Genomic DNA, 19,708 nt, shown 5'->3' on the forward strand with positions numbered 1-19,708 from the left:
TCGAAAGACAAACAAAGATCTTCGTCTCTGACGCGCCCCATCGTCAAGATTCAGATGTTTCGACGTTGCGGATGTACGGATGGCCAGGCCGGCCCTCACTGTTGCTCTCGTGCTGGCCAGCCCAGCTTTGGTGGAGGCCTGCCGCCCATGGCTGCCGGCCAACCGCTACGAGTCTGTTGTACTGACTGTCGATCCTGGGGAGACCCTGGCGTCTGTTCTCGGCCCCAGGCAGGAGGATTTTGACGCTGTGGTGCTCGAGCAGAGCCTGCTTGATGCTGAGGCCAAGGAGCAATTACTGGCGGCGGGTCTGCTCTTCCCCGCCGTGATCGTTGGGGATCTGAAGGGGCAGGTGGACTACCACCCTGAGGAGTTGCATCTGCCCGACGACCAGCTGGCCCAGCTGGGATACAACGTGGACGCGGCGATTTCTCGCTTTCTGCGCCAAGGCCGCGCCGATGGACGTCAGGACGACAGCAGCTCTTCATCCCGCGCCGTCAGCAACCTCTCCCAACGCCTTCAGGAACGGCTTGGCTATCTAGGGGTCTTTTACAAGCGAGATCCATCCCGCTTCCTGGGCAGCTTGCCCCCCGAGGAACGCCGGGATCTGCTGCTGTCCCTCCAACGTACCTATCGGGACCTGCTGGCGAGTTATTTCAGCGATCCGGCCGCTGCCAATCAGGCCTTGGAAAGCTTTGTGAACACCGCTTTTTTCAGTGATCTGCCGATCACCCGCACCGTTGAGATCCACGTGGATCTGATCGATGAATTCTGGAAACAACTGAGTTTGGAGGGCCACAAACATGACTTTCTTCAGGATTACCGCCTTGCGCTTCTCGACGTAATGGCCCATCTGTGTGAGATGTACCGGCGTTCCATTCCGCCGGACTTTCCTCTATCGGGCACGGCCTCCAGCCGTGTACGTCGCCCGATGGATCAGCTCGATGCCTCGGAGGAGTCGTCATGAGTCCCCGCAAGACCTACATCCTCAAGCTCTACGTGGCGGGCAACACGCCCAACTCGATGCGGGCGCTGAAAACCTTGCGCAACATCCTTGAAACCGAATTTCGGGGCGTCTATGCCCTGAAGGTGATTGATGTGTTGAAAAATCCCCAATTGGCGGAGGAGGACAAAATTTTGGCAACGCCAACGTTGTCCAAGATTCTTCCCCCGCCGGTGCGCCGCATCATTGGTGATCTCTCGGATCGGGAACGGGTTTTGATCGGTCTCGATCTTCTCTACGACGAGCTGTCCGACACGGCCCTCAACTCGAGTGTCATCGACGCTGTCGATGAGGAGACCGACACGACGATCACGTCGGATCCTTAAGCGACATGGTGCTCTCAAGCATGGTTTGTTTCCTGCTCTCTACCGTCAAGTCATAGGTCTTTGCTATGCAGTTCCCTCCGACCAGCGGTCAGCCTCAGATGCAGGTGCAAAAGCTCCCGACGGGGATCGAGGGCTTTGATGATGTGTGCCAGGGCGGCCTACCGATCGGCCGCAGCACGCTGATCAGCGGCACGTCCGGCACCGGAAAGACGGTGTTCTCGCTGCACTTCCTCCACAACGGCATCAAGGATTTCGACGAACCCGGCATCTTCGTCACCTTCGAGGAATCGCCCCTAGACATCCTGCGCAACTCCGCCAGTTTCGGCTGGAACCTGCAGGAGATGGTCGAGCAGGACAAGTTATTCATCCTTGATGCCTCGCCAGATCCCGACGGCCAGGACGTGGCTGGCAGCTTTGATCTCTCGGGTCTGATCGAGCGGATTAACTACGCCATCCGCAAGTACAAGGCCAAGCGCGTCGCCATTGATTCGATCACGGCGGTGTTCCAGCAATACGACGCAGTCTTTGTGGTGCGTCGTGAGATTTTCCGCTTGATCGCCCGGCTCAAGGAAATTGGCGTCACCACGGTGATGACCACCGAGCGCATCGACGAGTACGGCCCGATTGCCCGTTACGGCGTTGAAGAATTTGTTTCCGACAACGTGGTGATCCTTCGCAACGTGCTCGAGGGAGAGCGGCGTCGGCGCACTGTTGAAATCCTCAAGCTGCGGGGCACCACCCACATGAAGGGCGAGTTCCCTTTCACCATGGGGACCCACGGCATCAGCATCTTCCCGCTGGGGGCCATGCGCCTAACTCAGCGATCGTCCAACGTGCGGGTGAGCTCTGGTGTGCCCCGTCTGGACGACATGTGTGGTGGTGGTTTCTTCAAGGATTCGATCATCCTCGCCACCGGAGCCACAGGAACAGGCAAGACGATGCTCGTCTCCAAATTCATCGAAGATGCCTGCCGCAACAAGGAACGAGCGATCCTGTTTGCCTATGAGGAATCGCGAGCCCAGCTACTGCGGAACGGCACCAGCTGGGGCATCGACTTCGAGCAGATGGAGCAGGACGGTCTGCTCAAGATCATCTGCGCTTACCCCGAATCAACGGGCCTTGAAGATCACCTGCAGATCATCAAGACGGAGATCAGCCAATTCAAGCCCTCGCGGATGGCGATCGACTCCCTCTCTGCCCTGGCTCGTGGTGTGAGCCACAACGCCTTCCGACAGTTCGTGATCGGTGTGACCGGTTACGCCAAGCAGGAGGAGATCGCTGGTTTCTTCACGAACACTTCCGAGGAGTTCATGGGCAGCCACTCGATCACCGACTCCCATATCTCCACCATCACCGACACGATCCTGCTGCTGCAGTACGTGGAGATCCGCGGGGAGATGGCCCGAGCCTTGAACGTGTTCAAGATGCGTGGCTCCTGGCACGACAAGGGCATCCGCGAATTTGTGATTACGGGCAATGGTCCGCAGATCAAGGATTCCTTCTCCAACTTTGAGCGGATCATTTCCGGTGTGCCCCATCGGGTGACCACCGATGAGCGCAGCGAGTTGTCGCGAATTGCCCGCGGTGTTTCCACCGAGGACTGACCTAGAGCTCTGCGGACTCTGCGATGGCATTGCGGCTGCGTCGTTCCGCCTGCAGTTGCAGCTCATCCTTGTCGGCTTCTGCTAGCGGAAGCTCAAACCAGAAAGTGGTGCCGATCTCGGGCTCGCTCACCATTTGTACTTGTGCACCGTGCTTCTCGAGGATGCCCCGCACGATCGAGAGCCCCAGTCCGGTGCCCACTTCCGTGTGAACGGCATTTTCCACTCGGAAGAAACGATCGAAGATGCGTTCCTGATCGGAGTTACTGATCCCGCAGCCCGTGTCGGCGATCTCCACCCTCAACTTGGGCAGCGGTGAGGTGAGGGCGCAGGTGGGTCCGTCACTTCCCGTGATCGCTGTCCCCTCCACCGAACATGTGTCGGGCCAGGGATAGGCCCGCAGCGCCAGGGGACCACCGGGTCGGCTGAACTTGAGGGCATTGCCCATCAGGTTGTCGAGCACTTGGAGCAGCAGGTCCCAGTTGCCCAACACGTCAGGCAGATCTTCGGGCGCATCGAGAACCAGTTCCACCTGGCGCTCTTCCGCATTCAGCCGGTAAGTGCGCAGGGTCTGTTCCATCGCTGGTCGCATGCTGATCGGTTCGAACTGCAGGGTTCGACCCGACTCCAGCCTGGAGAGATCCAGCACATCGTTCACCAGCCGGGTGAGCCGATCGGTTTCATCGTTGGCAACTCCAAGAAACTCTTTCTGCTCATCGGGGCTGAGCTGGTCGCCGAGGTCATGCAGGGTTTCGACGTAGCTCTTGATGTTGAACAGCGGCGTGCGCAGTTCATGGGAGACGTTGCTGATGAAACGGCTCTGGGCTGCATTCAGCTCCACCTCCCGTGTGAGGTCCTGGATGGTGACGGCGATGCCTTTGAGGGTTTCACCACTGGCATCACGCACGGCCTGCAGAACAATGCGCAGTGTGCGGGCTGGTTCCCCCACGCTGCAGCGAAGGTCTTCACTATCTGAGCCGCCACCGAGCAGGGCATCGAGGGGGCTGTGCAGCTCGATCGCCAACAGTTCAGGCAGTTCCCCCACCAGCTCCTGGCCTTCCAAGCTGCGCCCTTCCCAGCGGAACAGGCGCCGCGCCGTTGGATTGGCCAGCACGATGCGGCCGTCGGCGTCGAGCAGCATGGCGCCATCGGCCATGGTGGCGATCAACGACTGCTGCTTCACTTGCGCGGCCGTGAGCTCCTCGATGTTGGCTTCGTCATATGCCTCGAGCTGGGAGGCCATGGCGTTGAAGCCGGTGAGCAATTCCCCCAGTTCTCCGCCCACCGGCAGGTCAACCCGGGCGCCGAAGTTGCCGGAGGCGACGGAGCGCACCCCCCGCAGCAGTTCCTTCACCGGTCGGGTGATGGTGAGGGCATTGAACACCGCGCCCAGGATCACCAACACCCAGATTGAGATGAACACAGCCACGGTCACCTCCCGGGTGAGGGCGGCACTGGCCAGGGCGGTTTCATTCGGGTTCACCCCGAGGCCGAGAACGCCGTAGTACTGCCCCCCCCGGATCAGGGGGACGAACACATCGGTGACAGCACCCTGGGGCGTGAGATGTTGCCGCACCAGGGGGTTCTGGGGGCGTCGACGCAGCTCATCGGGCAGTTCCAGCCGTCGGTTGAGACGGAGCTCGCCATCGCCACTGCTGGGGGTGGCGCTGATGGGGATTCCCAGATAGACGACGCCTTCGGGATCGGCAAAGAAGATGTAGCGGACGCTGCGGCTGGAGCGCCAGAACTTTTCGGCGACGTTGGCCAGCTCACGGTCCTGCCCCTGCGCCACCAGCTCGGTGACGTTGCCGGCTAGCAGCAAGCCCAGATCCCTGGCGTAGCGCGTGTCGTTCATCACGGCATCGCGCTGGATTCCGTTCAGCGCGAAGAAGGTGATGCCCGTCATCATCAGGCTCACCACAAGTGTGGCAATCGCCAGCAGCTTGGTCTGAAGGGTGAACTCCGCCCACCAGGCGGTGATGCGGTCCCAGAGGTTCTGGTCTTCCCCCGGCGGTTTGCCATTGGGGGGAAGTGCCCAATCAGCGATCGCTGCTCCGCTGCCGCTGCTCATCCTCCCGAGCGCACCTGATGGCCGATGTCTCGACGGTAGGTGATTCCGGCGTAATCCAGCTGATTGAGGCCGTTGTAGGCCCCGGAAAAGGCTGCATCGAAGTCATCGCCTTGGGCGACGACGGCCAGCACCCGGCCCCCTGCGGTGAGCAGTTCGCCGGAGCTGTTGCGGCGGGTGCCGGCATGAAACAGCTGATGGTCTGGGCTGGGGGCAAGGGCGATGCGAATCGCATCACCCTTGCGAGGAGCCTCCGGGTAGCCCTCTGCAGCCGCCACAACGCAGGCACTGCAGCGTTCGGCAATGCTCAGTTGCGGGGCCAGATCGAGGCGGCCCATTGCACAGGCCTGCAGCACGGCGCCGATCTCAGGGCCGAGCAGAGGCATCAACGTCTGGCATTCGGGATCGCCGAAGCGACAGTTGAACTCGATCACCTGAGGGCCATCGGCCGTGATCATCAGGCCGGCATAGATCACGCCGCGGTAATCAATGCCGCGTTGGCGCAGGGCCTTGAGGGTGGGCTCGAGCACGATGCGGCGCACCTCCTCCAGACCCTCGGCATCCAGAAGTGGGGCGGGGGCATAGGCGCCCATGCCGCCGGTGTTGGGACCGCGATCGCCGTCCTTAAGTCGTTTGTGGTCCTGCGCCGGTGGTAACAGCACCATCCGCTCCCCATCGCAGAGAGCGAACACCGACACTTCAGGCCCCTCCATCCGCTCCTCCAGCACCAGCTGGGAGCCCGCAGCACCGAAACGCCCTTCAAAGGCTTCGCGGATGGCGGTTTCCGATTCCTCCACGGTGTCCGCCACCGTGACGCCCTTGCCGGCGGCCAAGCCATCGGCTTTGACCACTAGAGGACGTTGGACTTCCCGCAACACCGCCAGAGCTTCGGCTTCATTGGTTACCGCCCAGTGGCCAGCCGTGGGGACCCCCGCCTCTTGCATCAGCTGCTTGGCCCAGGCTTTGCTCGCCTCCAACTGGGCACCCTCTGCTCCAGGGCCGAACACGGCAAAGCCCGCATCACGCAGGGCATCGGCGATGCCAGCGGCCAGAGGAGCTTCCGGACCCACAACCACCAGGTCGACGGCGTTCTGCTGGCAAAGCGCAATCAACCCAGCGCTATCGGTTTCGCCCACCGCCAGGGTGCTGCCTTCAGCGCCACCGTTGCCAGGGGTGATCCAAACCGTGTCCAGGCCCGGACAACGGCCCAGGGCCCAGGCCAGGGCCTGTTCCCTGCCGCCGCCACCGACGACGAGGGCACGTTGGAGGGCGGGCAGCGTGTTGGGACGGGTGGACGACATGGCCATGGTTGTGGGAGGAACGGTTTGGGCCTCGTAGGTTTTCCTTTGTAGACCGCAGCCCGCCATGGGGACCCCTCTTTTCCCCTTCGCCCTCACCCTTCTGGCTGCTGTCACGGCAGCCCCTGATCCCCAGGTGATGCGCGAGGAACCCTTTCAGAGCGCGCTGGCCTCCATGGATGTGGCCGCGGCGGAGCAGGCCTGTCTCGACCCCCGCATCGCCAACTCCGATGGCCGTCGCCAGGCCTTGCGCGATCGGCTTCTAGCGCTGCATCCGGTCATCGATTCGTTGGAGCTGGTGCTGGCGAACGCCGAAGCTCTGATGAGCTGCGGAGCCCCCGAAGCCGCGGCGGTGGTGCTGAACCGGTATGTCCCGCTGGTTGGCGATGAACGGAGGCAGTGGTTGGTGTTGCGCTGGCGGGCTGCCGCCGCCGCCCTGGATCACCGCCAGGCGGTTTTGGCGCTGCGCCGTTTGGTGGATGGCAACTTGATCGCCCTTGACGCGCCTTTATTTCCTGATCAGCCGTTGCCGGATCAGGGAAATGGGCTGGATCAGTTGGCTTTCCATGAAGCGGCCTTAGGCCGCAACGCTGTGGCTGTGGAGGTGCAGCTGCTGGGGGACCTGAAAGGTCTGCAGGGGGCGAAACGACTGGCGCGGGCGGCGCAATGGCTGGATGCGGATCAGTTCGAGCAGGCGGATCAACTGCTGGAAACCGCTTTGGATCAAGCGGCGGCAGCGGAGGCCTGGGGACTGGCCATGGACCTGCTCCATCAACAGCTCCAGCTGCAGTTAGCGGCTGGTGGCGATGGCGAGCGCCCGCGTCAGCGGATGCAGCGGCTCGCCAGTGTTCTGAATGACCGCTATGCGCTTCAGCAACTGAATCCTGAGGCCGAGCCCGATCCCCTGCTGCGTTCTCCCCGGCATCCTGGAGGCCATGCTGATGTAAGACCGTCAGCCGTTGCACCGTCGCCATGACGCCCGATCACGGAGAGTTGCTCTACGAAGGCAAGGCCAAGCGGGTGTTCGCCAGCACGGATCCCGACCGGGTGTTGGTGGAGTTCAAGAACGACGCCACCGCTTTCAATGCCCAGAAGAAAGCCCAGCTGGACGATAAAGGTCGGCTGAATTGCCAGATCTCAGCGCGGTTGTTCGAGCTGCTTGAGCGTGAGGGGGTGCCGACCCATTACTGCGGTCTGGCCGGGGAGACTTGGATGCTGGTACGTCGGGTGGAGATCATTCCCCTGGAGGTGGTTCTCAGGAACACCGCCACCGGATCGCTGTGCCGGCAGACGCCGATCGCGGAGGGCACAGCCATCGAACCCGCCCTGTTGGATCTCTACTACAAGGACGATTCACTTGGCGATCCGCTGCTGACTGAGGCGCGCGTGCAGCTGCTGGGGGTGGCGGACCCTGCTCGACTGTCAGCGATTGAACAACTGGCCCGCCGGGTGAATGCGGTGCTGCTGCCGTTCTTTGAGGGACTTGATCTGCAACTGGTGGATTTCAAGCTGGAGTTGGGGCTTGCATCGGATGGAACACTCCTGCTCGCCGATGAGATCAGCCCTGACACCTGCAGGCTCTGGGATCGCCGCAGTAGCAACGTTGAGGACCGGATTTTGGATAAGGACCGCTTCCGTAAGGATCTCGGTGGGGTGATGGAGGCCTACGGGGAGGTCCTTAAACGGGTCCAAGGCAGCTGCCCCAATCCCAGCAACTGCCTGTAAGGTCAGCGCACGTTTTTGTGGCTTCGGCCCAGCCTGCGTCTAGATGACCCGCCGTTCGTCCCGCCGCTCCTCGGTTGCTGTTCGTCACACGGTTCTGGGTCTGATGCTCGGGATCCCCCTGGTGGCTCCGCCCGTGATGGCTCAGGAGGCCGCGCCTGCGAACCAATCCGTAGAGGCGGAAGAGGTCGTGGTGGAAGACACCGTGGTGGAACAGCCTCGGGTGCTGATCTCCGAGGTGTTGATTGAGGGCATCGATGGGCACCCGGAAGAAGAACGTCTTCAGATCTCCACTTACGACGCCATGCAGGTGCGTCCGGGGATGCGTGTCACCCGCGAGGAGCTCCAGAACGATCTGAATGGCATTCAGGCCACGGGTTGGTTCTCTGATGTGCGGATCGTTCCCCAAAACGGACCGCTCGGGGTTCAAGTGGTTGTTCAAGTGGAGCCCTTTCCTCCGCTGAGTGCTGTGGAGATCAGCGGCGACGATGAGGATCTCCTTTCGGATGAGGTGATTGAGGAGACGTTTGCCTCCGATTACGGCCGCACGCTGAACCTCAACGATCTGCAGCAGCGGATGAAGGCCCTGCAATCCTCAGTGGCCGATCAGGGCTATTCCCTGGCTCGGGTGTCCGGTCCAGAACGGGTCAGCCCTGAGGGTGTGGTCACGCTGAAATTGCTCCAGGGCAGCGTGTCTGGTGTTGAGGTCAAATTCCTCACCAAAGAGGGTGATGACACCGATGAGAACGGCAATCCCATCCGTGGCAAAACCAGGGAGTGGGTGATCACCCGGGAGGTTTCGATTCAGCCCGGCGATCCGTTCAACCGCAACCAGTTGGAGCGTGATATCAAGCGGCTGTACGGCACCCAGCTGTTCAGTGATGTGAAGGTCACTCTGCGGCCTGTGCCAGAAATGCCCGGCGATGTGGTGATCGTGCTGGGCATCGTTGAGCAGTCCACCGGTCAGCTCTCTGGCGGTCTCGGCTACAGCCAAAGCCAGGGTGTGTTTGGCCAGGTGCAGCTGCAGGAAAGCAATCTTTTTGGTCGTGCTTGGAATCTGGGCACCAACATCACCTATGGCCAATACGGCGGATTGGCCAACCTCAACTTCACGGATCCCTGGATCTACGGCGACAAGCACCGCACCAGCTTCCGCACTTCGGTCTTCTTGAGCCAGCAGGTGCCCCAGGTCTTCCAAAGCGAAGACAACGGCAACATCCGCACGGCGAAGGACTATGTCGACAACGGCTCCAACAAGGCTTATGAGACCGGCCGCAGTTACGGGTTCACCGATGGAGATAAGGCTCCGGGTGAGGTGAACAAGGCCGACAGCGATTACCCCAACCGCAGTTGGTTCGACTACGAGGGCGACACGGTGGTGCTGCGCAAGATCGGCGGCAACTTCTCCTTCTCCCGGCCCCTGAACGGTGGTGATCCGTATAAGGACAGCAAGTGGAATGTGCTGGCAGGTATGTCGTTCGCTGAAGTGCGGCCGATCAACTTTGCTGGTGATACGAGGCCCTATGGCGTGTCCAACAACAAATTGCGCAAGGGCAAGGTCAACAACGACGACGTCATTTGCGTGTCGTACAACTGCGCCGACACCAACAACCTGGTGGGGGTGCGTTTCGCCACCACTTACAACAACTTCAATAACCCCCGTAATCCCACCAGCGGCAACTTCTTCACCGCCGGAACCGAGCAGTTCCTCGGCATCAATAACGACTCTCCCACCTTCAACCGGCTAAGGGCGAGTTACACCCAGTTCTTCCCCGTGGATTGGCTGAAGATCCACAAGGGCTGCCGTCCCAAGCCCGGTGAGCAGGCCGATTGCCCCCAGGCCATCGGTGTGCAGATCAAGGGTGGCGCGATCATGGGCGAAGCGCCTCCGTACGAGGCGTTCTGCATGGGTGGATCCAACTCGATTCGGGGTTGGTACGACTGCGATCTTGCAGTGTCCAAGGCCTTCAGCGAACTCACGATCGAGTACCGCTTCCCGCTGATCAGCATCTTCTCTGGCGAGGTGTTCATGGACGCCGGCACCGATTTCGGTACCCAAAAGGATGTGCCCGGTAAGCCTGGTTTGCTCTTGGGTAAGGACGGCTCCGGTGTTTCTCTCGGTACCGGCGTGATCGTGACCACGCCGGTTGGTCCAATCCGCGTCGAGGTGGCCACCAAAGACTTCACATCCGATTACCGCTTCAACCTGGGCGTGGGCTGGAAGTTCTAGTGAACAGCTGGCCTCAGGACTACTCCGCTGCCTGGACACTGGCGGCGGAGACATCACGCTCTGGCGTCGGCCTCCACAGTGGAGCTGAGTCCACGGTGGAGCTGCGGCCGACCGATCAGCCTGGGTTTCACATGCGTTTGCCGGGGATGGAGCAGCCGATCCAGCTACGGCCGGATCAGGTGCGCGACAGCCCGTTATGTACAACCTTGGATCTGGGCTCCAGCACGGTGGCCACCGTTGAACATCTGCTGGCGGCCCTGGCTGGTTGTGGGCTCAGCCATGTGGAGATCGGTCTCAGCGGCCATGAAGTTCCTTTGCTGGATGGTTCAGCCCTGGGCTGGGTTGAGGCCATCTCCGCAGCTGGTTTGGCCCCTGCAGCGACACCAAGGCCGGCTCCTCCGCGGTTGGAGAAACCCCTGCTGCGCACCCGCGGCAACAGTGTGATCACCGCCACCCCGTCGGATCGCTTTGGTGTTGTGGGCATCATCGATTTTCCGCAGGCGGCCATCGGCCGTCAGCAGTTCGCCTTGGAGCTCACGCCCCAACGCTTCGTCGATGAGATCGCTCCGGCACGCACCTTTGGTTTCCGGGAGCAGGTGGAGCAGCTGCGTGCTGCCGGTTTGATCCAGGGCGGAGCCCTGGACAATGCCCTGGTCTGTGACGGTGATCAGTGGATGAATCCACCGCTGCGGTTCGAGGATGAACCGGTGCGCCATAAGCTCTTGGACCTAATCGGCGACCTGGCACTCGTCGGTTTTCCCCAGGCACAAGTTCTTGTGTACAAGGGATCCCATGGTCTTCACACCGATCTCGCAGCCGCTTTGTGACTGAATCCACCACCCCAGATGTCGTGCTCACCAGCGAGCAGATCGCCGGTTTGCTCCCGCACCGTTACCCCTTCGCTCTGGTGGATCGGGTCATCGCCCATGAGCCCGGGGTTTCGGCCACGGCAATCAAGAACGTGACCATGAACGAGCCCCAGTTCCAGGGGCATTTCCCCGAGCGTCCGCTGATGCCAGGGGTGCTGATTGTCGAGGCGATGGCGCAGGTAGGTGGTCTGATCGTGACCCAGATGCCCGATCTGCCGAAGGGACTGTTCGTTTTTGCTGGCATTGACGGGGTACGCTTCCGGCGCCCTGTGGTTCCTGGAGATCAGCTGGTGATCCGCTGTGAACTGCTCAGCCTCAAGCGCAAACGCTTCGGCAAGGTCAAGGCTGAGGCCACAGTGGACGGCGATTTGGCCTGTTCCGGTGAATTGATGTTCTCCCTGGTGGACTGAGCGTGATGTCGCAGCAAACGGCGTCACAGCAGATTCACCCCATGGCGGTGGTGGACCCAAAGGCCGAGCTGGCTGCCGGCGTGGTGATCGGCCCTGGTGCGGTGGTCGGCCCCGAGGTGGTGATCGGAGAGAACACCTGGATCGGTCCCCATGCCGTTTTGGACGGACGGCTGACTCTTGGTCGTGACAACAAGGTGTTCCCGGGTGCTTGCCTGGGTCTTCCGCCGCAGGATCTCAAGTACCGCGGTGCCAACACCGAGGTGTTGATCGGTGATGGAAACACGCTGCGGGAATGCGTGACGATCAATCGTGCTACCGAAGAGGGTGAGGTGACCCGCATCGGCAACGGCAACCTGCTGATGGCCTATTGCCATCTGGGGCACAACTGCGATTTGGGCAACAACATCGTGATGTCCAATGCCATTCAGGTGGCGGGCCACGTGGTGATCGAAGACCGTGCGGTGATTGGTGGCTGTTTGGGAATTCACCAGTTCGTTCACATCGGCGGGATGGCGATGGTGGGCGGCATGACCCGCGTCGACCGAGATGTTCCCCCCTATTGCCTGGTGGAAGGCCATCCGGGCCGGGTGCGGGGTCTGAACCGTGTGGGGCTGCGGCGCAGTGGCCTGTCTGCCAATCACGATGGCGCTGAACTCAAGCAACTTCAGGAGGTCTGGACCCTGATGTATCGCTCTGACCTGGTGATTGCCGACGCGCTTCAGCGGGCCCGCAGCCAGCCGTTGCTGCCGGCGGCTGAACACTTTTGCCGGTTCCTTGAAGCCTCCACTGCGCAGGACCGACGTGGGCCGATGCCTGTGCAGGGGCGCTGATGGTTCGGCTGCTGATCAGCACTGGAGAGGTCTCCGGTGATCTGCAGGGCAGCCTGTTGATTCGCGCCCTGCGGTTGGAGGCGGACCGACGGGGGCTGGAGCTTGAGGTGCTGGCCCTGGGAGGCCCGCGCATGGAGGCGGCGGGTGCGGTGTTGATCGCCGACACCGCTCCGATGGGGGCGATTGGCCTGTGGGAGGCCGTCCCATTGATTCTTCCCACGCTGCGGCTGCAGGCCCGGGTGGATGCGCTGCTGAAGGCCCGGCCCCTTGATGGGGTCGTGTTGATTGACTACGTCGGGGCCAATGTGCGTCTGGGCACACGGCTGCGGAGACAGCGGCCCGATCTGCCGATCACTTACTACATCGCCCCCCAGGAGTGGGCCTGGCGCTTTGGCGATGGCAGCACCACCCGTCTTCTTGGGTTCACCGACAAGATCCTGGCGATCTTCCCGGCGGAGGCCGAGTTCTATGCCGCCCGTGGTGCGGATGTGAGCTGGGTGGGCCATCCCCTGTTGGACAGCTTCCAGAACCTGCCCGATCGCGCCAGCGCCCGCCGCCAACTGGGTCTGGATCCTGAGGCGCCGGTGCTGCTGCTGTTGCCAGCCTCGCGGCCCCAGGAGTTGCGCTACCTGATGCCACCGTTGGCCCAGGCGGCGGCCCTGTTGCAGCAAAGCCACCCTGATCTTCAGGTGCTTCTGCCCGCTGGGCTTGCGCAGTTCGAAGCGCCCTTGGCTGCAGCGCTGCAGGAGGCCGGCGTGCGCCAGAGCCGGGTGATTCCCGCCGCTGAAGCCGATGGGCTGAAGACCACCTTCTGTGCGGCCGCGGATCTCGCTTTGGGTAAATCCGGCACGGTGAATCTGGAACTGGCCCTGCAGGGGGTGCCCCAGGTGGTGGGGTACCGCGTGAGCCGACTCACGGCCTGGGTTGCCCGCCACGTGCTGCGCTTCCAGGTTGATCACATCTCGCCGGTGAATCTGTTGCTCAAGCAGCGGTTGGTGCCGGAGCTGCTGCAGGACGAACTCACCGCCGAAGCCCTGGTGGAGAGGGCTCTTCCTCTGTTGACCGCCACCCCTGAGCGCCACGCCATGCTGGAAGGCTATGAGCGGCTGCGGGCCACCCTTGGTGCTCCTGGAGTAACCGAGCGGGCGGCCAAGGCCATCTTTGATCAGGTGCTCGGATGAAACGAACGCTGCTGCTGCTGTTCACCTGCCTGATGCTGCTTAGCTGGCCCCAACAGGCCATGGCTGAGTTGCAGACGGCGGTCTTTGCCGGTGGCTGTTTCTGGTGTCTGGAGCACGACCTGGAGGATCTGCCGGGGGTGCGGGAGGCCGTGAGCGGCTACAGCGGCGGGCAGCTGGAGCGCCCCACGTACCGGCAGGTGAGCAGTGAGACCACAGGTCACCAGGAAGCGGTGCAGGTGCGTTTTGACTCGGATCTGATCAGCTATGCGGAGCTGTTGCGCAGCTACTGGCGCAATGTGGATCCTCTGGACGGCGGCGGTCAGTTCTGTGACCGCGGCGACTCCTATCGGCCGGTGATTTTCACGGCCGATCCCGTCCAGGCTCAGGCCGCTGAGGCCAGTGCTGAGGCGGCGGCCCGCGAGCTCGGGCAATCCCGGTCTGCTTTGAAGGTGGAGCTCAGGCCGGCGGCTCGCTTCTGGCCCGCCGAGGGTTACCACCAGAACTACGCGGAGAACAACGCCGTCAAATACAACTTTTACCGGTTCAGCTGCGGTCGTGATCGCAGGCTCGACACCGTCTGGGGGGACAACGCTCGTTCCGGTAACGCCTGGGGGAATTAGAGCTCAGTTCCGGTGGCCTTAAGGCCTCAGCCTTCCGACGCCATAGCCGAGCAACAGGCCAACAGCTCCTCCAACGGAACCAGCTGTCAGTTGCATGCGTTGAGTCGAGCTGAGCCGGTCTGCGAACACCAGTACGGCTGAGACAACGAACAGCAACAGCGCCGTGACAAGCACGGCATCCAGCGATCTGTTGCCTGACTTCCCTGTCTGTCCTCCACCACCCTGACCACCGCCTCGCTTCACAGGTGGTTCCCCTCCAGGTTGGTTGTTCGCATCCAGCTCACGTTCAATGCGGTTGAGCTCTTTTTCGGCAGGAGATCGGTCCATGCCTAAAGGATGGCAGCCTCAATCCTCGGCAGAGCGCCCCCGGGTGCGCGCACGGTCGCTCAGCCAGATGATCACCCGTGTGATCGCCCACGCGAGCGCGAAACCCAGCAGGATCGAGAGCAGTGACTCCACAGCACAGCACTTGAGGACACCGGCAAGTGCCGGATGACCCTCAATATGCCGATCTGATCAAGGAATGCGTGAGGACTGTTGCGATCAGTCGCTTGCTTTGGCGTCCTTGTCGTTGTCTTTGGCTGGCTGTGTTGTGGCCTGAGGCTTGGATGCCGTTTTGCAGGCCAAGGAAGCTTCCAGGCGCTGCAGCTGCGCTTCGCGCAGTGCATCGGAAATGCTGAGAGTGCGGTCAGTCATCGATTGGCGTTCTCGACAGCGGCAGGCTCAGGGCCTAGTGCGATCGAAAGTGGACCTACAGATCTGAAGACTGACGAAACCTAGACGCCCGTGGGCCTACGTCCAGGGAGCAAAAGTGCTTACGTCAGTGTCTGGCAACACACCCGCACCAAGACGCCAGCGCGATCCACGGGTTGCCAAACCTGGACCGCTATGGCTATGAGTACAGGAGTACTATTCATGGGCGGCGTATGTCTATTGATCACAGCGATCTCGCGGTGAAGGCGGAAGCTCCATTCCTCCATGTCCGCCCAGGGCACTTTGTGATCGTTGGTGGAGACCAGCTCGATCAAGGGGATTGGTGGATGGGGCAGGTGATCTTCTGTGAGGGGAGTGCGCGTCACCCCAGGCTCCCGTCTCTGTTTCAGGTGGCTGATGTGGACACGGGCGTCATCACGTGGATCAATGCCGATGCGATTTCTGATGTGATCTGGTCGATGGATGGATGGCCGGCCAGTGCGCTCGTCCGTGAAGAGCGTTGATCAAGGGGCCGTATGTGTCCGCGTCAATAACGCGGGGTTGACGGTTGTCCTATAAAGGCTGTGTAGCAGTTGCTACAGAACGTTCACCCCTTTAGAGGGGCGCAGACGCTCCAAGCCACGGAACGGGGACTTGGATTTCTTCGAGGAACTTCCAATGACGGCACTTCTTTATCGAGGTCACGCCTACGCAGCAGCGGTATCAGCACCCAAAGCCTGCGTTGAGCTGACCTACCGACGCGAGCACTACAACACCTGTCGGGAGGAGGTCGCGCGCGACGTGCACCCCACCCTGACCTATCGAGGCGTCTCCTACACCAAGTAGGCCGAAGCTTCTTTCAGGCCTTGCCCCTGCCATTGGCGGGGGTTTTTTATTGGGCCGCTTGGTGGATGGCCGACCACGATCCAAGCGGGATTTCGTCATTGTGTGCGCGAAACAGTCAAAGCCCGCCAGTGGGAACGGACCTCACCGCCATCGTGATCTCCTCGGTGTTTCTTGGGGTGGGATTTGTGATTGCCAAGTTCTTCCCAGAAGCCGCGTTGTTGGCGGCGGTGTTCTTGGTGGGGCTGGCGATTCTCAACATCGCCCTTGTCCTTGTGGCCTGATGCCAAAAAAAAGGGGGGTGTTCCCTAGGCACCCCCGCGTTCGACGCGTTGCCCCTTCACCGAAAGAAGCCTCCGCAGGATGGCCTGGACTCCCGTGGCTGGTCGTCGCCATCACGACAAAACGGTTTTGGTGTGAGGGACCCAAGAAAAAGGAGTCGTCCTCTGCGGACGGTCCCGTTGCGTTGACAAGGGTTGCACCATGAACATGTTCACTGTGAACTTTCCCCATGGCAAATGTCCGCGAGATGATTAACACCCATCTGCCTGTCGCGCTCAAGTTGATCAACAGCGCCGCCCTGGTCGCGATCGCGCTCTCGACCCTCTGCGCTGCGGGTTCTCTGCGCGAAATGTCAGGCAGGTCTGCTGCTTCAGCGGCTGTGACTGACGTCAACTGAGCCCAATACCCCTGGAGTGATACGAGGTCTCGCTCCAGGGGGGCGAGCCGGCCGTTACCTGATCAAATCCGGTCGAATTCCTTAAGAAACCAACACTCAACCTGTTGAAAAGATTAAGCGCGGCGACCTGAATGATTCAGCAAGTTCTCAGTGAACAGACGGGTTTCCAGCCATCGACCAAGGTGGAAGCCATGCTTACGATCTGGCGGTGAGAGGAGGGTTGTATGTATTTGCTGACCATTAAGGATGGTCTTGGCACCCGTCATATCGGTCCCTACGCGTCGCCGAAGCATGCGTCGGATGATCTCGATCGGGTGTTGGAAACTTGCTCCGAGCGAGCAAGGTGGCAGATCCATGCGCTTGAAACACCCGACCGTTCCCTTGAATTGCAAGCGGTTGCATCCTGATTGGGCGCGTCCCGATCAGCCCTGACGTCGCCCTGGAAAACCACGGGTCAGCCCGCTGTCGATCATCAGGCCGATTCCGGCGTTGATGCAGATCAGGCTGAGGGTGCCGTACCAGAACCAGGGGCCTCCATCCTTGCCCAGCATCTGAACCACCTTGCGGCTCACCGCTTCGCCGAACAGGCAAAGCCCTACCGGGAGCAGAAGTACCCCCAATTGGGCCTTGATGTACCAGCGCACCGGGGAGCGGCTCATGACTGGGCCAGCACCCAGTTCACCAGGGTGCGCACGCCGTAGCCGGTGGCTCCAGCGGGATTGACCCCTTTGCCCTTGTCACTCCAGACCGGTCCGGCGATGTCGATGTGGGCCCAGGCGGTGTCTTTGGCCACGAACTCCTTGAGGAACAGGGCGGCTGTGATCGAACCGCCTGGCCGCGGGCCGGTGTTCTTCATATCGGCTAGCAACGACTTCAATCCATCCCTGTAGGACTGCCGCAGTGGCATGCGCCAGAGGCCTTCCCCACCCGTCTGAGCAGCGGCATCGAGGGCCTCCGCTAGGTCGTCATTGTTGGACCACAGCCCGGCCATCTCATCACCCAGGGCAATGACGCAGGCTCCGGTGAGGGTGGCCAGATCCACCACGGCATCGGGCTTCTGCTCGCAGGCGTAGAGCAGCGCATCGGCGAGGGTGAGGCGGCCTTCGGCGTCGGTGTTGTTGATCTCAATCGTCATGCCGTTGGCGGCCGTGACGATGTCTCCGGGGTGGACGGCGGAGCCATTCACCATGTTTTCGCAGGAGGCCACCACCATGTGAACCTCAACGCCGGCAGGCTTCAGTTCAGCGATGCTGCGCATGGCACCGAGAACAGCGGCACTGCCGCCCATGTCGAACTTCATCATGTCGATCTGGGCTGCGCCCACCTTGAGGTTGTAACCGCCGGAATCGAAGGTGAGGCCTTTGCCCACCAGGGCAACGCGGCGTTTCACTTCGCCCTCGGGGCGATAGATCAGGTGGATGAACTTGGGGGGCAGATCAGAGCCCTGGCTGACGGCTAGGAAGGCGCCCATACCCTTGGCTTCACAGTCGCTGCGCTCGAGCACCTTGAGCTCAAGGCCATGGTCTCGAGCCATGCCAGCGGCCGTGTCTGCGAGGGCTGCAGGGGTGACCACGTTCGGGGGGGCAGCCACCAGCTCTCGGGCCAGTTCCACACCGGCGCATGTGGCATTGACTGCCGTAAAGCCGCTGGCGGCGGCGGGGTCGAGGTCGATCAGCTCCAGGGCATCGGGGATCCGGCGCGGGTCCGGTTCCTTGCGGAAGCGCTGGTCTTTGTAGAGGCAGAGCCGTACCGCTTCAGCGCAAATGCGGGCTGCTTCTGTTGCATCGGTTCCTGTCCAGGGCAAGTGCAGGCCGAGGTTGCCCTCACAGCCGATGGCGGCTTTGGCAGCCCGGGCGGCGGCGGCGCGCAGGTGGTCGGTATCGATTCCATCGCTCTCGCCCAGGCCCAGCACCACCAGGCGCTGCGGGCCCCCGCCCAGTGGCGTGATCACCAGCTGGTCCCCAGGCTTGCCTTTGAACTCCTGCTGCTTGAGGGCATCGGTGATGCCGGTAAAGCGTTGTTCCAGGGCTGTTGCCGTGGCATCGACATCGCCCTGGGGCAGCCCCACCGCCAGCACATCGCCGTTCCACTCCTGCAGGCCGGTGGAGGACAGGGAGAAGCGCATGGGTGGACGCATCAACAAAGGACGAGCGTAGCGATCCCGCGTGTTGGCTTCGGCCTTAGAGCTCTGCGGTGAAGGGGGTGGCCCAGCGTTGGCGGGTTTCCTTGTTGAAAGGCGGCCACCAGCGTTGGATCAGCTGTTGTTCCAAGGCTCGCCGGGCCCGGGTGGCCCGGGGCACATCGCAGCTGAAGCGGATGCTCAGCTGAGCGCTGAGCTCACAGCGCTGCAGGGCTTCGCCGTAGGCAGCGAGGTAGGCCTTGCAGTCGTGATCGCCTTTCCAGCGGCGCTCGGCGGCCAGGGTTTCGCCCACATAAAGCAGAAGCGGGTGCTCCAGCTGTGTTGGCCTGTCCATCACCAGGTAGATCGCTGCTCCGCGGTGGGAGGGTTCCGGCCAGCGCCAGAAACTCATCGCCAGGGGTGTGAGGGCCAGCGGATCGATGGCCGCAGCAGCGTCATCGGGGTCGGAACCGAATAGATCCCCCTGGGTTGCTCCCGCGCTCTCCCCCCGGAACAGCGGCGCCTGATGGGCATGCAGACGCTCCTGCCACGCGAGCAGCTGCTCCCGTTGCAGGGGCAGGTCAGGCCCGTTGCTGAAGGCCAGTGCGCCGGTGGAGAACAGATCCCCCTGCATTAGGGCAGCGGCAGGCTGGGCCCGGCGCGTCGGCTGCCGAAACTCACCCGGCCGATCAGGGCTTCAACGCTGCTGGCGGGTAGGCAGAGTCGCTCCTGCAGATCAGCCAGGTTCTTGAAACCGGCGCGTCGGCGCTCCCGCATCAGGTTGGCCAGTCGTTGTTCCGGCCAGCCGAGCAGCGTCAGCTGATCGGCGCTGGCGTTGTTGATGTCGAGGGGAGCGGCCTGGGGCTGCTGTGGAGCATCACCGTGCCACTGGAAGAGGAGATGGGGTGTCCAGAGCCTGATCAGATCGCTCGGCAGCTCCAGCAGCCGGAACAGATCATCGGCGCAGGCGAATTGCACACCCCCCTGTTGCAGCCGCACCAGCAGATCGGCTGTGTCCTGACTGCAGCCCGGCAGTTGCAGCCACTGATCGCGGCTGGCGCGATTCACATCCATCACCCAGGCGGGCGGCTCGGGGGCGATCGGTAATGGCAGAGCTTGTGGTGGACGGGCTGGCGCCGGCAGCTGCCCTGTGGCCTGCAGCACCCGCCTGGCTAGGGGATCCAACCAGTGGCTGCGGGGCATGCGGCTCAGCAGAGTT

General features: G+C 62.0%; 24 protein-coding genes. 16 read left to right on the forward strand and 8 right to left on the reverse strand.

The genetic code is table 11. The features are described from left to right. The first annotated feature begins 79 nt into the window (after nucleotides 1-79). From FZZ90_RS08055 to kaiC, 3 genes are all read left to right on the forward strand, one after another. Entirely contained in the window at nucleotides 80-964 is an 885-nt protein-coding gene (locus FZZ90_RS08055; protein WP_226425185.1) for a circadian clock protein KaiA, read from the forward strand. Then, nucleotides 961-1,326 carry a circadian clock protein KaiB gene (gene kaiB, locus FZZ90_RS08060; RefSeq protein WP_115022346.1) on the forward strand — a complete coding sequence of 122 codons (366 nt, stop codon included), beginning with the start codon at nucleotides 961-963 and terminating at the stop codon, nucleotides 1,324-1,326. Before FZZ90_RS08055 ends, kaiB begins: the two co-directional genes overlap by 4 nt. A 65-nt stretch (nucleotides 1,327-1,391) precedes the next feature. After that, nucleotides 1,392-2,930, forward strand: coding sequence for a circadian clock protein KaiC (gene kaiC / locus FZZ90_RS08065; protein ID WP_226425186.1), 1,539 nt, complete (start codon nucleotides 1,392-1,394; stop codon nucleotides 2,928-2,930). 1 nt (nucleotide 2,931) lies between these two features. On the opposite strand, the gene FZZ90_RS08070 is transcribed toward kaiC, so the two are convergent. Both FZZ90_RS08070 and purD read right to left on the reverse strand, forming a co-directional pair. Further along, entirely contained in the window at nucleotides 2,932-4,998 is a 2,067-nt protein-coding gene (locus tag FZZ90_RS08070) for an ATP-binding protein (protein WP_226425187.1), read from the reverse strand. Further along, a complete protein-coding gene (purD, locus tag FZZ90_RS08075; RefSeq protein ID WP_226425188.1) occupies nucleotides 4,995-6,302 on the reverse strand; it encodes a phosphoribosylamine--glycine ligase in 1,308 nt (435 codons plus the stop codon). Before purD ends, FZZ90_RS08070 begins: the two co-directional genes overlap by 4 nt. A gap of 58 nt (nucleotides 6,303-6,360) precedes the next feature. Between purD and FZZ90_RS08080 the strand changes: the two genes are divergently transcribed. From FZZ90_RS08080 to msrA, 8 genes are read left to right on the forward strand one after another with little or no spacing between them, the layout of a single operon-like run. Then, nucleotides 6,361-7,269 carry a hypothetical protein gene (locus FZZ90_RS08080; protein ID WP_226425189.1) on the forward strand — a complete coding sequence of 303 codons (909 nt, stop codon included), beginning with the start codon at nucleotides 6,361-6,363 and terminating at the stop codon, nucleotides 7,267-7,269. Beyond that, the gene (gene purC / locus FZZ90_RS08085; protein WP_226425190.1) at nucleotides 7,266-8,018 is read left to right on the forward strand and encodes a phosphoribosylaminoimidazolesuccinocarboxamide synthase; all 753 of its coding nucleotides are present in this window, start codon (nucleotides 7,266-7,268) and stop codon (nucleotides 8,016-8,018) included. Before FZZ90_RS08080 ends, purC begins: the two co-directional genes overlap by 4 nt. A gap of 43 nt (nucleotides 8,019-8,061) precedes the next feature. After that, the gene (locus FZZ90_RS08090) at nucleotides 8,062-10,245 is read left to right on the forward strand and encodes a BamA/TamA family outer membrane protein (RefSeq protein ID WP_226425191.1); all 2,184 of its coding nucleotides are present in this window, start codon (nucleotides 8,062-8,064) and stop codon (nucleotides 10,243-10,245) included. Then, nucleotides 10,245-11,072: a UDP-3-O-acyl-N-acetylglucosamine deacetylase gene (gene lpxC / locus FZZ90_RS08095; protein WP_226425192.1), complete on the forward strand. Its 828-nt coding sequence runs from the start codon at nucleotides 10,245-10,247 to the stop codon at nucleotides 11,070-11,072. Before FZZ90_RS08090 ends, lpxC begins: the two co-directional genes overlap by 1 nt. Continuing rightward, on the forward strand, nucleotides 11,069-11,524 hold the full coding sequence (gene fabZ, locus FZZ90_RS08100; protein WP_186513804.1) for a 3-hydroxyacyl-ACP dehydratase FabZ: 456 nt from the start codon (nucleotides 11,069-11,071) through the stop codon (nucleotides 11,522-11,524). The genes lpxC and fabZ overlap by 4 nt, the downstream gene beginning before the upstream one ends. Nucleotides 11,525-11,529: 5 nt before the next feature. After that, nucleotides 11,530-12,354: an acyl-ACP--UDP-N-acetylglucosamine O-acyltransferase gene (lpxA, locus tag FZZ90_RS08105; RefSeq protein WP_226425193.1), complete on the forward strand. Its 825-nt coding sequence runs from the start codon at nucleotides 11,530-11,532 to the stop codon at nucleotides 12,352-12,354. Then, on the forward strand, nucleotides 12,354-13,535 hold the full coding sequence (gene lpxB / locus FZZ90_RS08110) for a lipid-A-disaccharide synthase (protein WP_226425194.1): 1,182 nt from the start codon (nucleotides 12,354-12,356) through the stop codon (nucleotides 13,533-13,535). The genes lpxA and lpxB overlap by 1 nt, the downstream gene beginning before the upstream one ends. Further along, entirely contained in the window at nucleotides 13,532-14,155 is a 624-nt protein-coding gene (msrA, locus tag FZZ90_RS08115) for a peptide-methionine (S)-S-oxide reductase MsrA (protein WP_226425195.1), read from the forward strand. The genes lpxB and msrA overlap by 4 nt, the downstream gene beginning before the upstream one ends. 18 nt (nucleotides 14,156-14,173) lie before the next feature. Here msrA and FZZ90_RS08120 read toward each other — a convergent pair whose 3' ends face one another. Both FZZ90_RS08120 and FZZ90_RS08125 read right to left on the reverse strand, forming a co-directional pair. Then, nucleotides 14,174-14,482: a hypothetical protein gene (locus FZZ90_RS08120; RefSeq protein WP_226425196.1), complete on the reverse strand. Its 309-nt coding sequence runs from the start codon at nucleotides 14,480-14,482 to the stop codon at nucleotides 14,174-14,176. Between the two features lie 216 nt (nucleotides 14,483-14,698). Then, nucleotides 14,699-14,851: a hypothetical protein gene (locus FZZ90_RS08125; RefSeq protein ID WP_226425197.1), complete on the reverse strand. Its 153-nt coding sequence runs from the start codon at nucleotides 14,849-14,851 to the stop codon at nucleotides 14,699-14,701. Between the two features lie 230 nt (nucleotides 14,852-15,081). Between FZZ90_RS08125 and FZZ90_RS08130 the strand changes: the two genes are divergently transcribed. The 5 genes from FZZ90_RS08130 to FZZ90_RS08150 all read left to right on the forward strand — a co-directional run bounded on the left by FZZ90_RS08130 (nucleotide 15,082) and on the right by FZZ90_RS08150 (nucleotide 16,777). Then, complete coding sequence (locus FZZ90_RS08130) at nucleotides 15,082-15,372, forward strand: DUF3104 domain-containing protein (protein ID WP_226425198.1); 291 nt, start codon at nucleotides 15,082-15,084, stop codon at nucleotides 15,370-15,372. Nucleotides 15,373-15,526: 154 nt separating this feature from the next. Beyond that, nucleotides 15,527-15,694: a DUF4278 domain-containing protein gene (locus FZZ90_RS08135; RefSeq protein ID WP_226425199.1), complete on the forward strand. Its 168-nt coding sequence runs from the start codon at nucleotides 15,527-15,529 to the stop codon at nucleotides 15,692-15,694. A 128-nt stretch (nucleotides 15,695-15,822) separates the two neighbouring features. Next, nucleotides 15,823-15,975, forward strand: coding sequence for a hypothetical protein (locus FZZ90_RS08140; RefSeq protein WP_226413453.1), 153 nt, complete (start codon nucleotides 15,823-15,825; stop codon nucleotides 15,973-15,975). Between the two features lie 227 nt (nucleotides 15,976-16,202). After that, complete coding sequence (locus FZZ90_RS08145) at nucleotides 16,203-16,370, forward strand: hypothetical protein (RefSeq protein WP_226425200.1); 168 nt, start codon at nucleotides 16,203-16,205, stop codon at nucleotides 16,368-16,370. Between the two features lie 224 nt (nucleotides 16,371-16,594). After that, complete coding sequence (locus tag FZZ90_RS08150) at nucleotides 16,595-16,777, forward strand: hypothetical protein (protein WP_115010059.1); 183 nt, start codon at nucleotides 16,595-16,597, stop codon at nucleotides 16,775-16,777. Between the two features lie 15 nt (nucleotides 16,778-16,792). On the opposite strand, the gene FZZ90_RS08155 is transcribed toward FZZ90_RS08150, so the two are convergent. Genes FZZ90_RS08155 through FZZ90_RS08170 form a run of 4 tightly spaced genes read right to left on the reverse strand, consistent with a single transcriptional unit; the run spans nucleotide 16,793 to nucleotide 19,692 of the window. After that, on the reverse strand, nucleotides 16,793-17,029 hold the full coding sequence (locus tag FZZ90_RS08155; protein ID WP_226425201.1) for a hypothetical protein: 237 nt from the start codon (nucleotides 17,027-17,029) through the stop codon (nucleotides 16,793-16,795). Beyond that, nucleotides 17,026-18,495 (reverse strand): leucyl aminopeptidase, encoded by a 1,470-nt coding sequence (locus FZZ90_RS08160; protein WP_226425202.1) that lies wholly within the window; start codon nucleotides 18,493-18,495, stop codon nucleotides 17,026-17,028. Before FZZ90_RS08160 ends, FZZ90_RS08155 begins: the two co-directional genes overlap by 4 nt. 55 nt (nucleotides 18,496-18,550) lie before the next feature. Beyond that, a complete protein-coding gene (locus FZZ90_RS08165; protein WP_226425203.1) occupies nucleotides 18,551-19,123 on the reverse strand; it encodes a GIY-YIG nuclease family protein in 573 nt (190 codons plus the stop codon). After that, nucleotides 19,123-19,692: a hypothetical protein gene (locus tag FZZ90_RS08170; protein ID WP_226425204.1), complete on the reverse strand. Its 570-nt coding sequence runs from the start codon at nucleotides 19,690-19,692 to the stop codon at nucleotides 19,123-19,125. Before FZZ90_RS08170 ends, FZZ90_RS08165 begins: the two co-directional genes overlap by 1 nt. Nucleotides 19,693-19,708: the final 16 nt, after the last annotated feature.

This window comes from Synechococcus sp. MU1617 (assembly GCF_020514235.1).
In the GTDB taxonomy this organism is placed as follows: Bacteria; Cyanobacteriota; Cyanobacteriia; order PCC-6307; family Cyanobiaceae; genus Parasynechococcus.

What these genes read in the sequence shown, in the direction of transcription:
- FZZ90_RS08055 (WP_226425185.1), top strand. Translation starts at nt 80, where the DNA reads ATGGCCAGGCCGGCCCTCACTGTTGCTCTCGTGCTGGCCAGCCCAGCT.
- kaiB (WP_115022346.1), top strand. Translation starts at nt 961, where the DNA reads ATGAGTCCCCGCAAGACCTACATCCTCAAGCTCTACGTGGCGGGCAAC.
- kaiC (WP_226425186.1), top strand. Translation starts at nt 1,392, where the DNA reads ATGCAGTTCCCTCCGACCAGCGGTCAGCCTCAGATGCAGGTGCAAAAG.
- FZZ90_RS08070 (WP_226425187.1), bottom strand. Translation starts at nt 4,998, where the DNA reads ATGAGCAGCGGCAGCGGAGCAGCGATCGCTGATTGGGCACTTCCCCCC.
- purD (WP_226425188.1), bottom strand. Translation starts at nt 6,302, where the DNA reads ATGGCCATGTCGTCCACCCGTCCCAACACGCTGCCCGCCCTCCAACGT.
- FZZ90_RS08080 (WP_226425189.1), top strand. Translation starts at nt 6,361, where the DNA reads ATGGGGACCCCTCTTTTCCCCTTCGCCCTCACCCTTCTGGCTGCTGTC.
- purC (WP_226425190.1), top strand. Translation starts at nt 7,266, where the DNA reads ATGACGCCCGATCACGGAGAGTTGCTCTACGAAGGCAAGGCCAAGCGG.
- FZZ90_RS08090 (WP_226425191.1), top strand. Translation starts at nt 8,062, where the DNA reads ATGACCCGCCGTTCGTCCCGCCGCTCCTCGGTTGCTGTTCGTCACACG.
- lpxA (WP_226425193.1), top strand. Translation starts at nt 11,530, where the DNA reads ATGTCGCAGCAAACGGCGTCACAGCAGATTCACCCCATGGCGGTGGTG.
- lpxB (WP_226425194.1), top strand. Translation starts at nt 12,354, where the DNA reads ATGGTTCGGCTGCTGATCAGCACTGGAGAGGTCTCCGGTGATCTGCAG.
- msrA (WP_226425195.1), top strand. Translation starts at nt 13,532, where the DNA reads ATGAAACGAACGCTGCTGCTGCTGTTCACCTGCCTGATGCTGCTTAGC.
- FZZ90_RS08120 (WP_226425196.1), bottom strand. Translation starts at nt 14,482, where the DNA reads ATGGACCGATCTCCTGCCGAAAAAGAGCTCAACCGCATTGAACGTGAG.
- FZZ90_RS08125 (WP_226425197.1), bottom strand. Translation starts at nt 14,851, where the DNA reads ATGACTGACCGCACTCTCAGCATTTCCGATGCACTGCGCGAAGCGCAG.
- FZZ90_RS08130 (WP_226425198.1), top strand. Translation starts at nt 15,082, where the DNA reads ATGTCTATTGATCACAGCGATCTCGCGGTGAAGGCGGAAGCTCCATTC.
- FZZ90_RS08135 (WP_226425199.1), top strand. Translation starts at nt 15,527, where the DNA reads ATGACGGCACTTCTTTATCGAGGTCACGCCTACGCAGCAGCGGTATCA.
- FZZ90_RS08145 (WP_226425200.1), top strand. Translation starts at nt 16,203, where the DNA reads ATGGCAAATGTCCGCGAGATGATTAACACCCATCTGCCTGTCGCGCTC.
- FZZ90_RS08150 (WP_115010059.1), top strand. Translation starts at nt 16,595, where the DNA reads ATGTATTTGCTGACCATTAAGGATGGTCTTGGCACCCGTCATATCGGT.
- FZZ90_RS08155 (WP_226425201.1), bottom strand. Translation starts at nt 17,029, where the DNA reads ATGAGCCGCTCCCCGGTGCGCTGGTACATCAAGGCCCAATTGGGGGTA.
- FZZ90_RS08160 (WP_226425202.1), bottom strand. Translation starts at nt 18,495, where the DNA reads ATGCGCTTCTCCCTGTCCTCCACCGGCCTGCAGGAGTGGAACGGCGAT.
- FZZ90_RS08165 (WP_226425203.1), bottom strand. Translation starts at nt 19,123, where the DNA reads ATGCAGGGGGATCTGTTCTCCACCGGCGCACTGGCCTTCAGCAACGGG.
- FZZ90_RS08170 (WP_226425204.1), bottom strand. Translation starts at nt 19,692, where the DNA reads ATGCCCCGCAGCCACTGGTTGGATCCCCTAGCCAGGCGGGTGCTGCAG.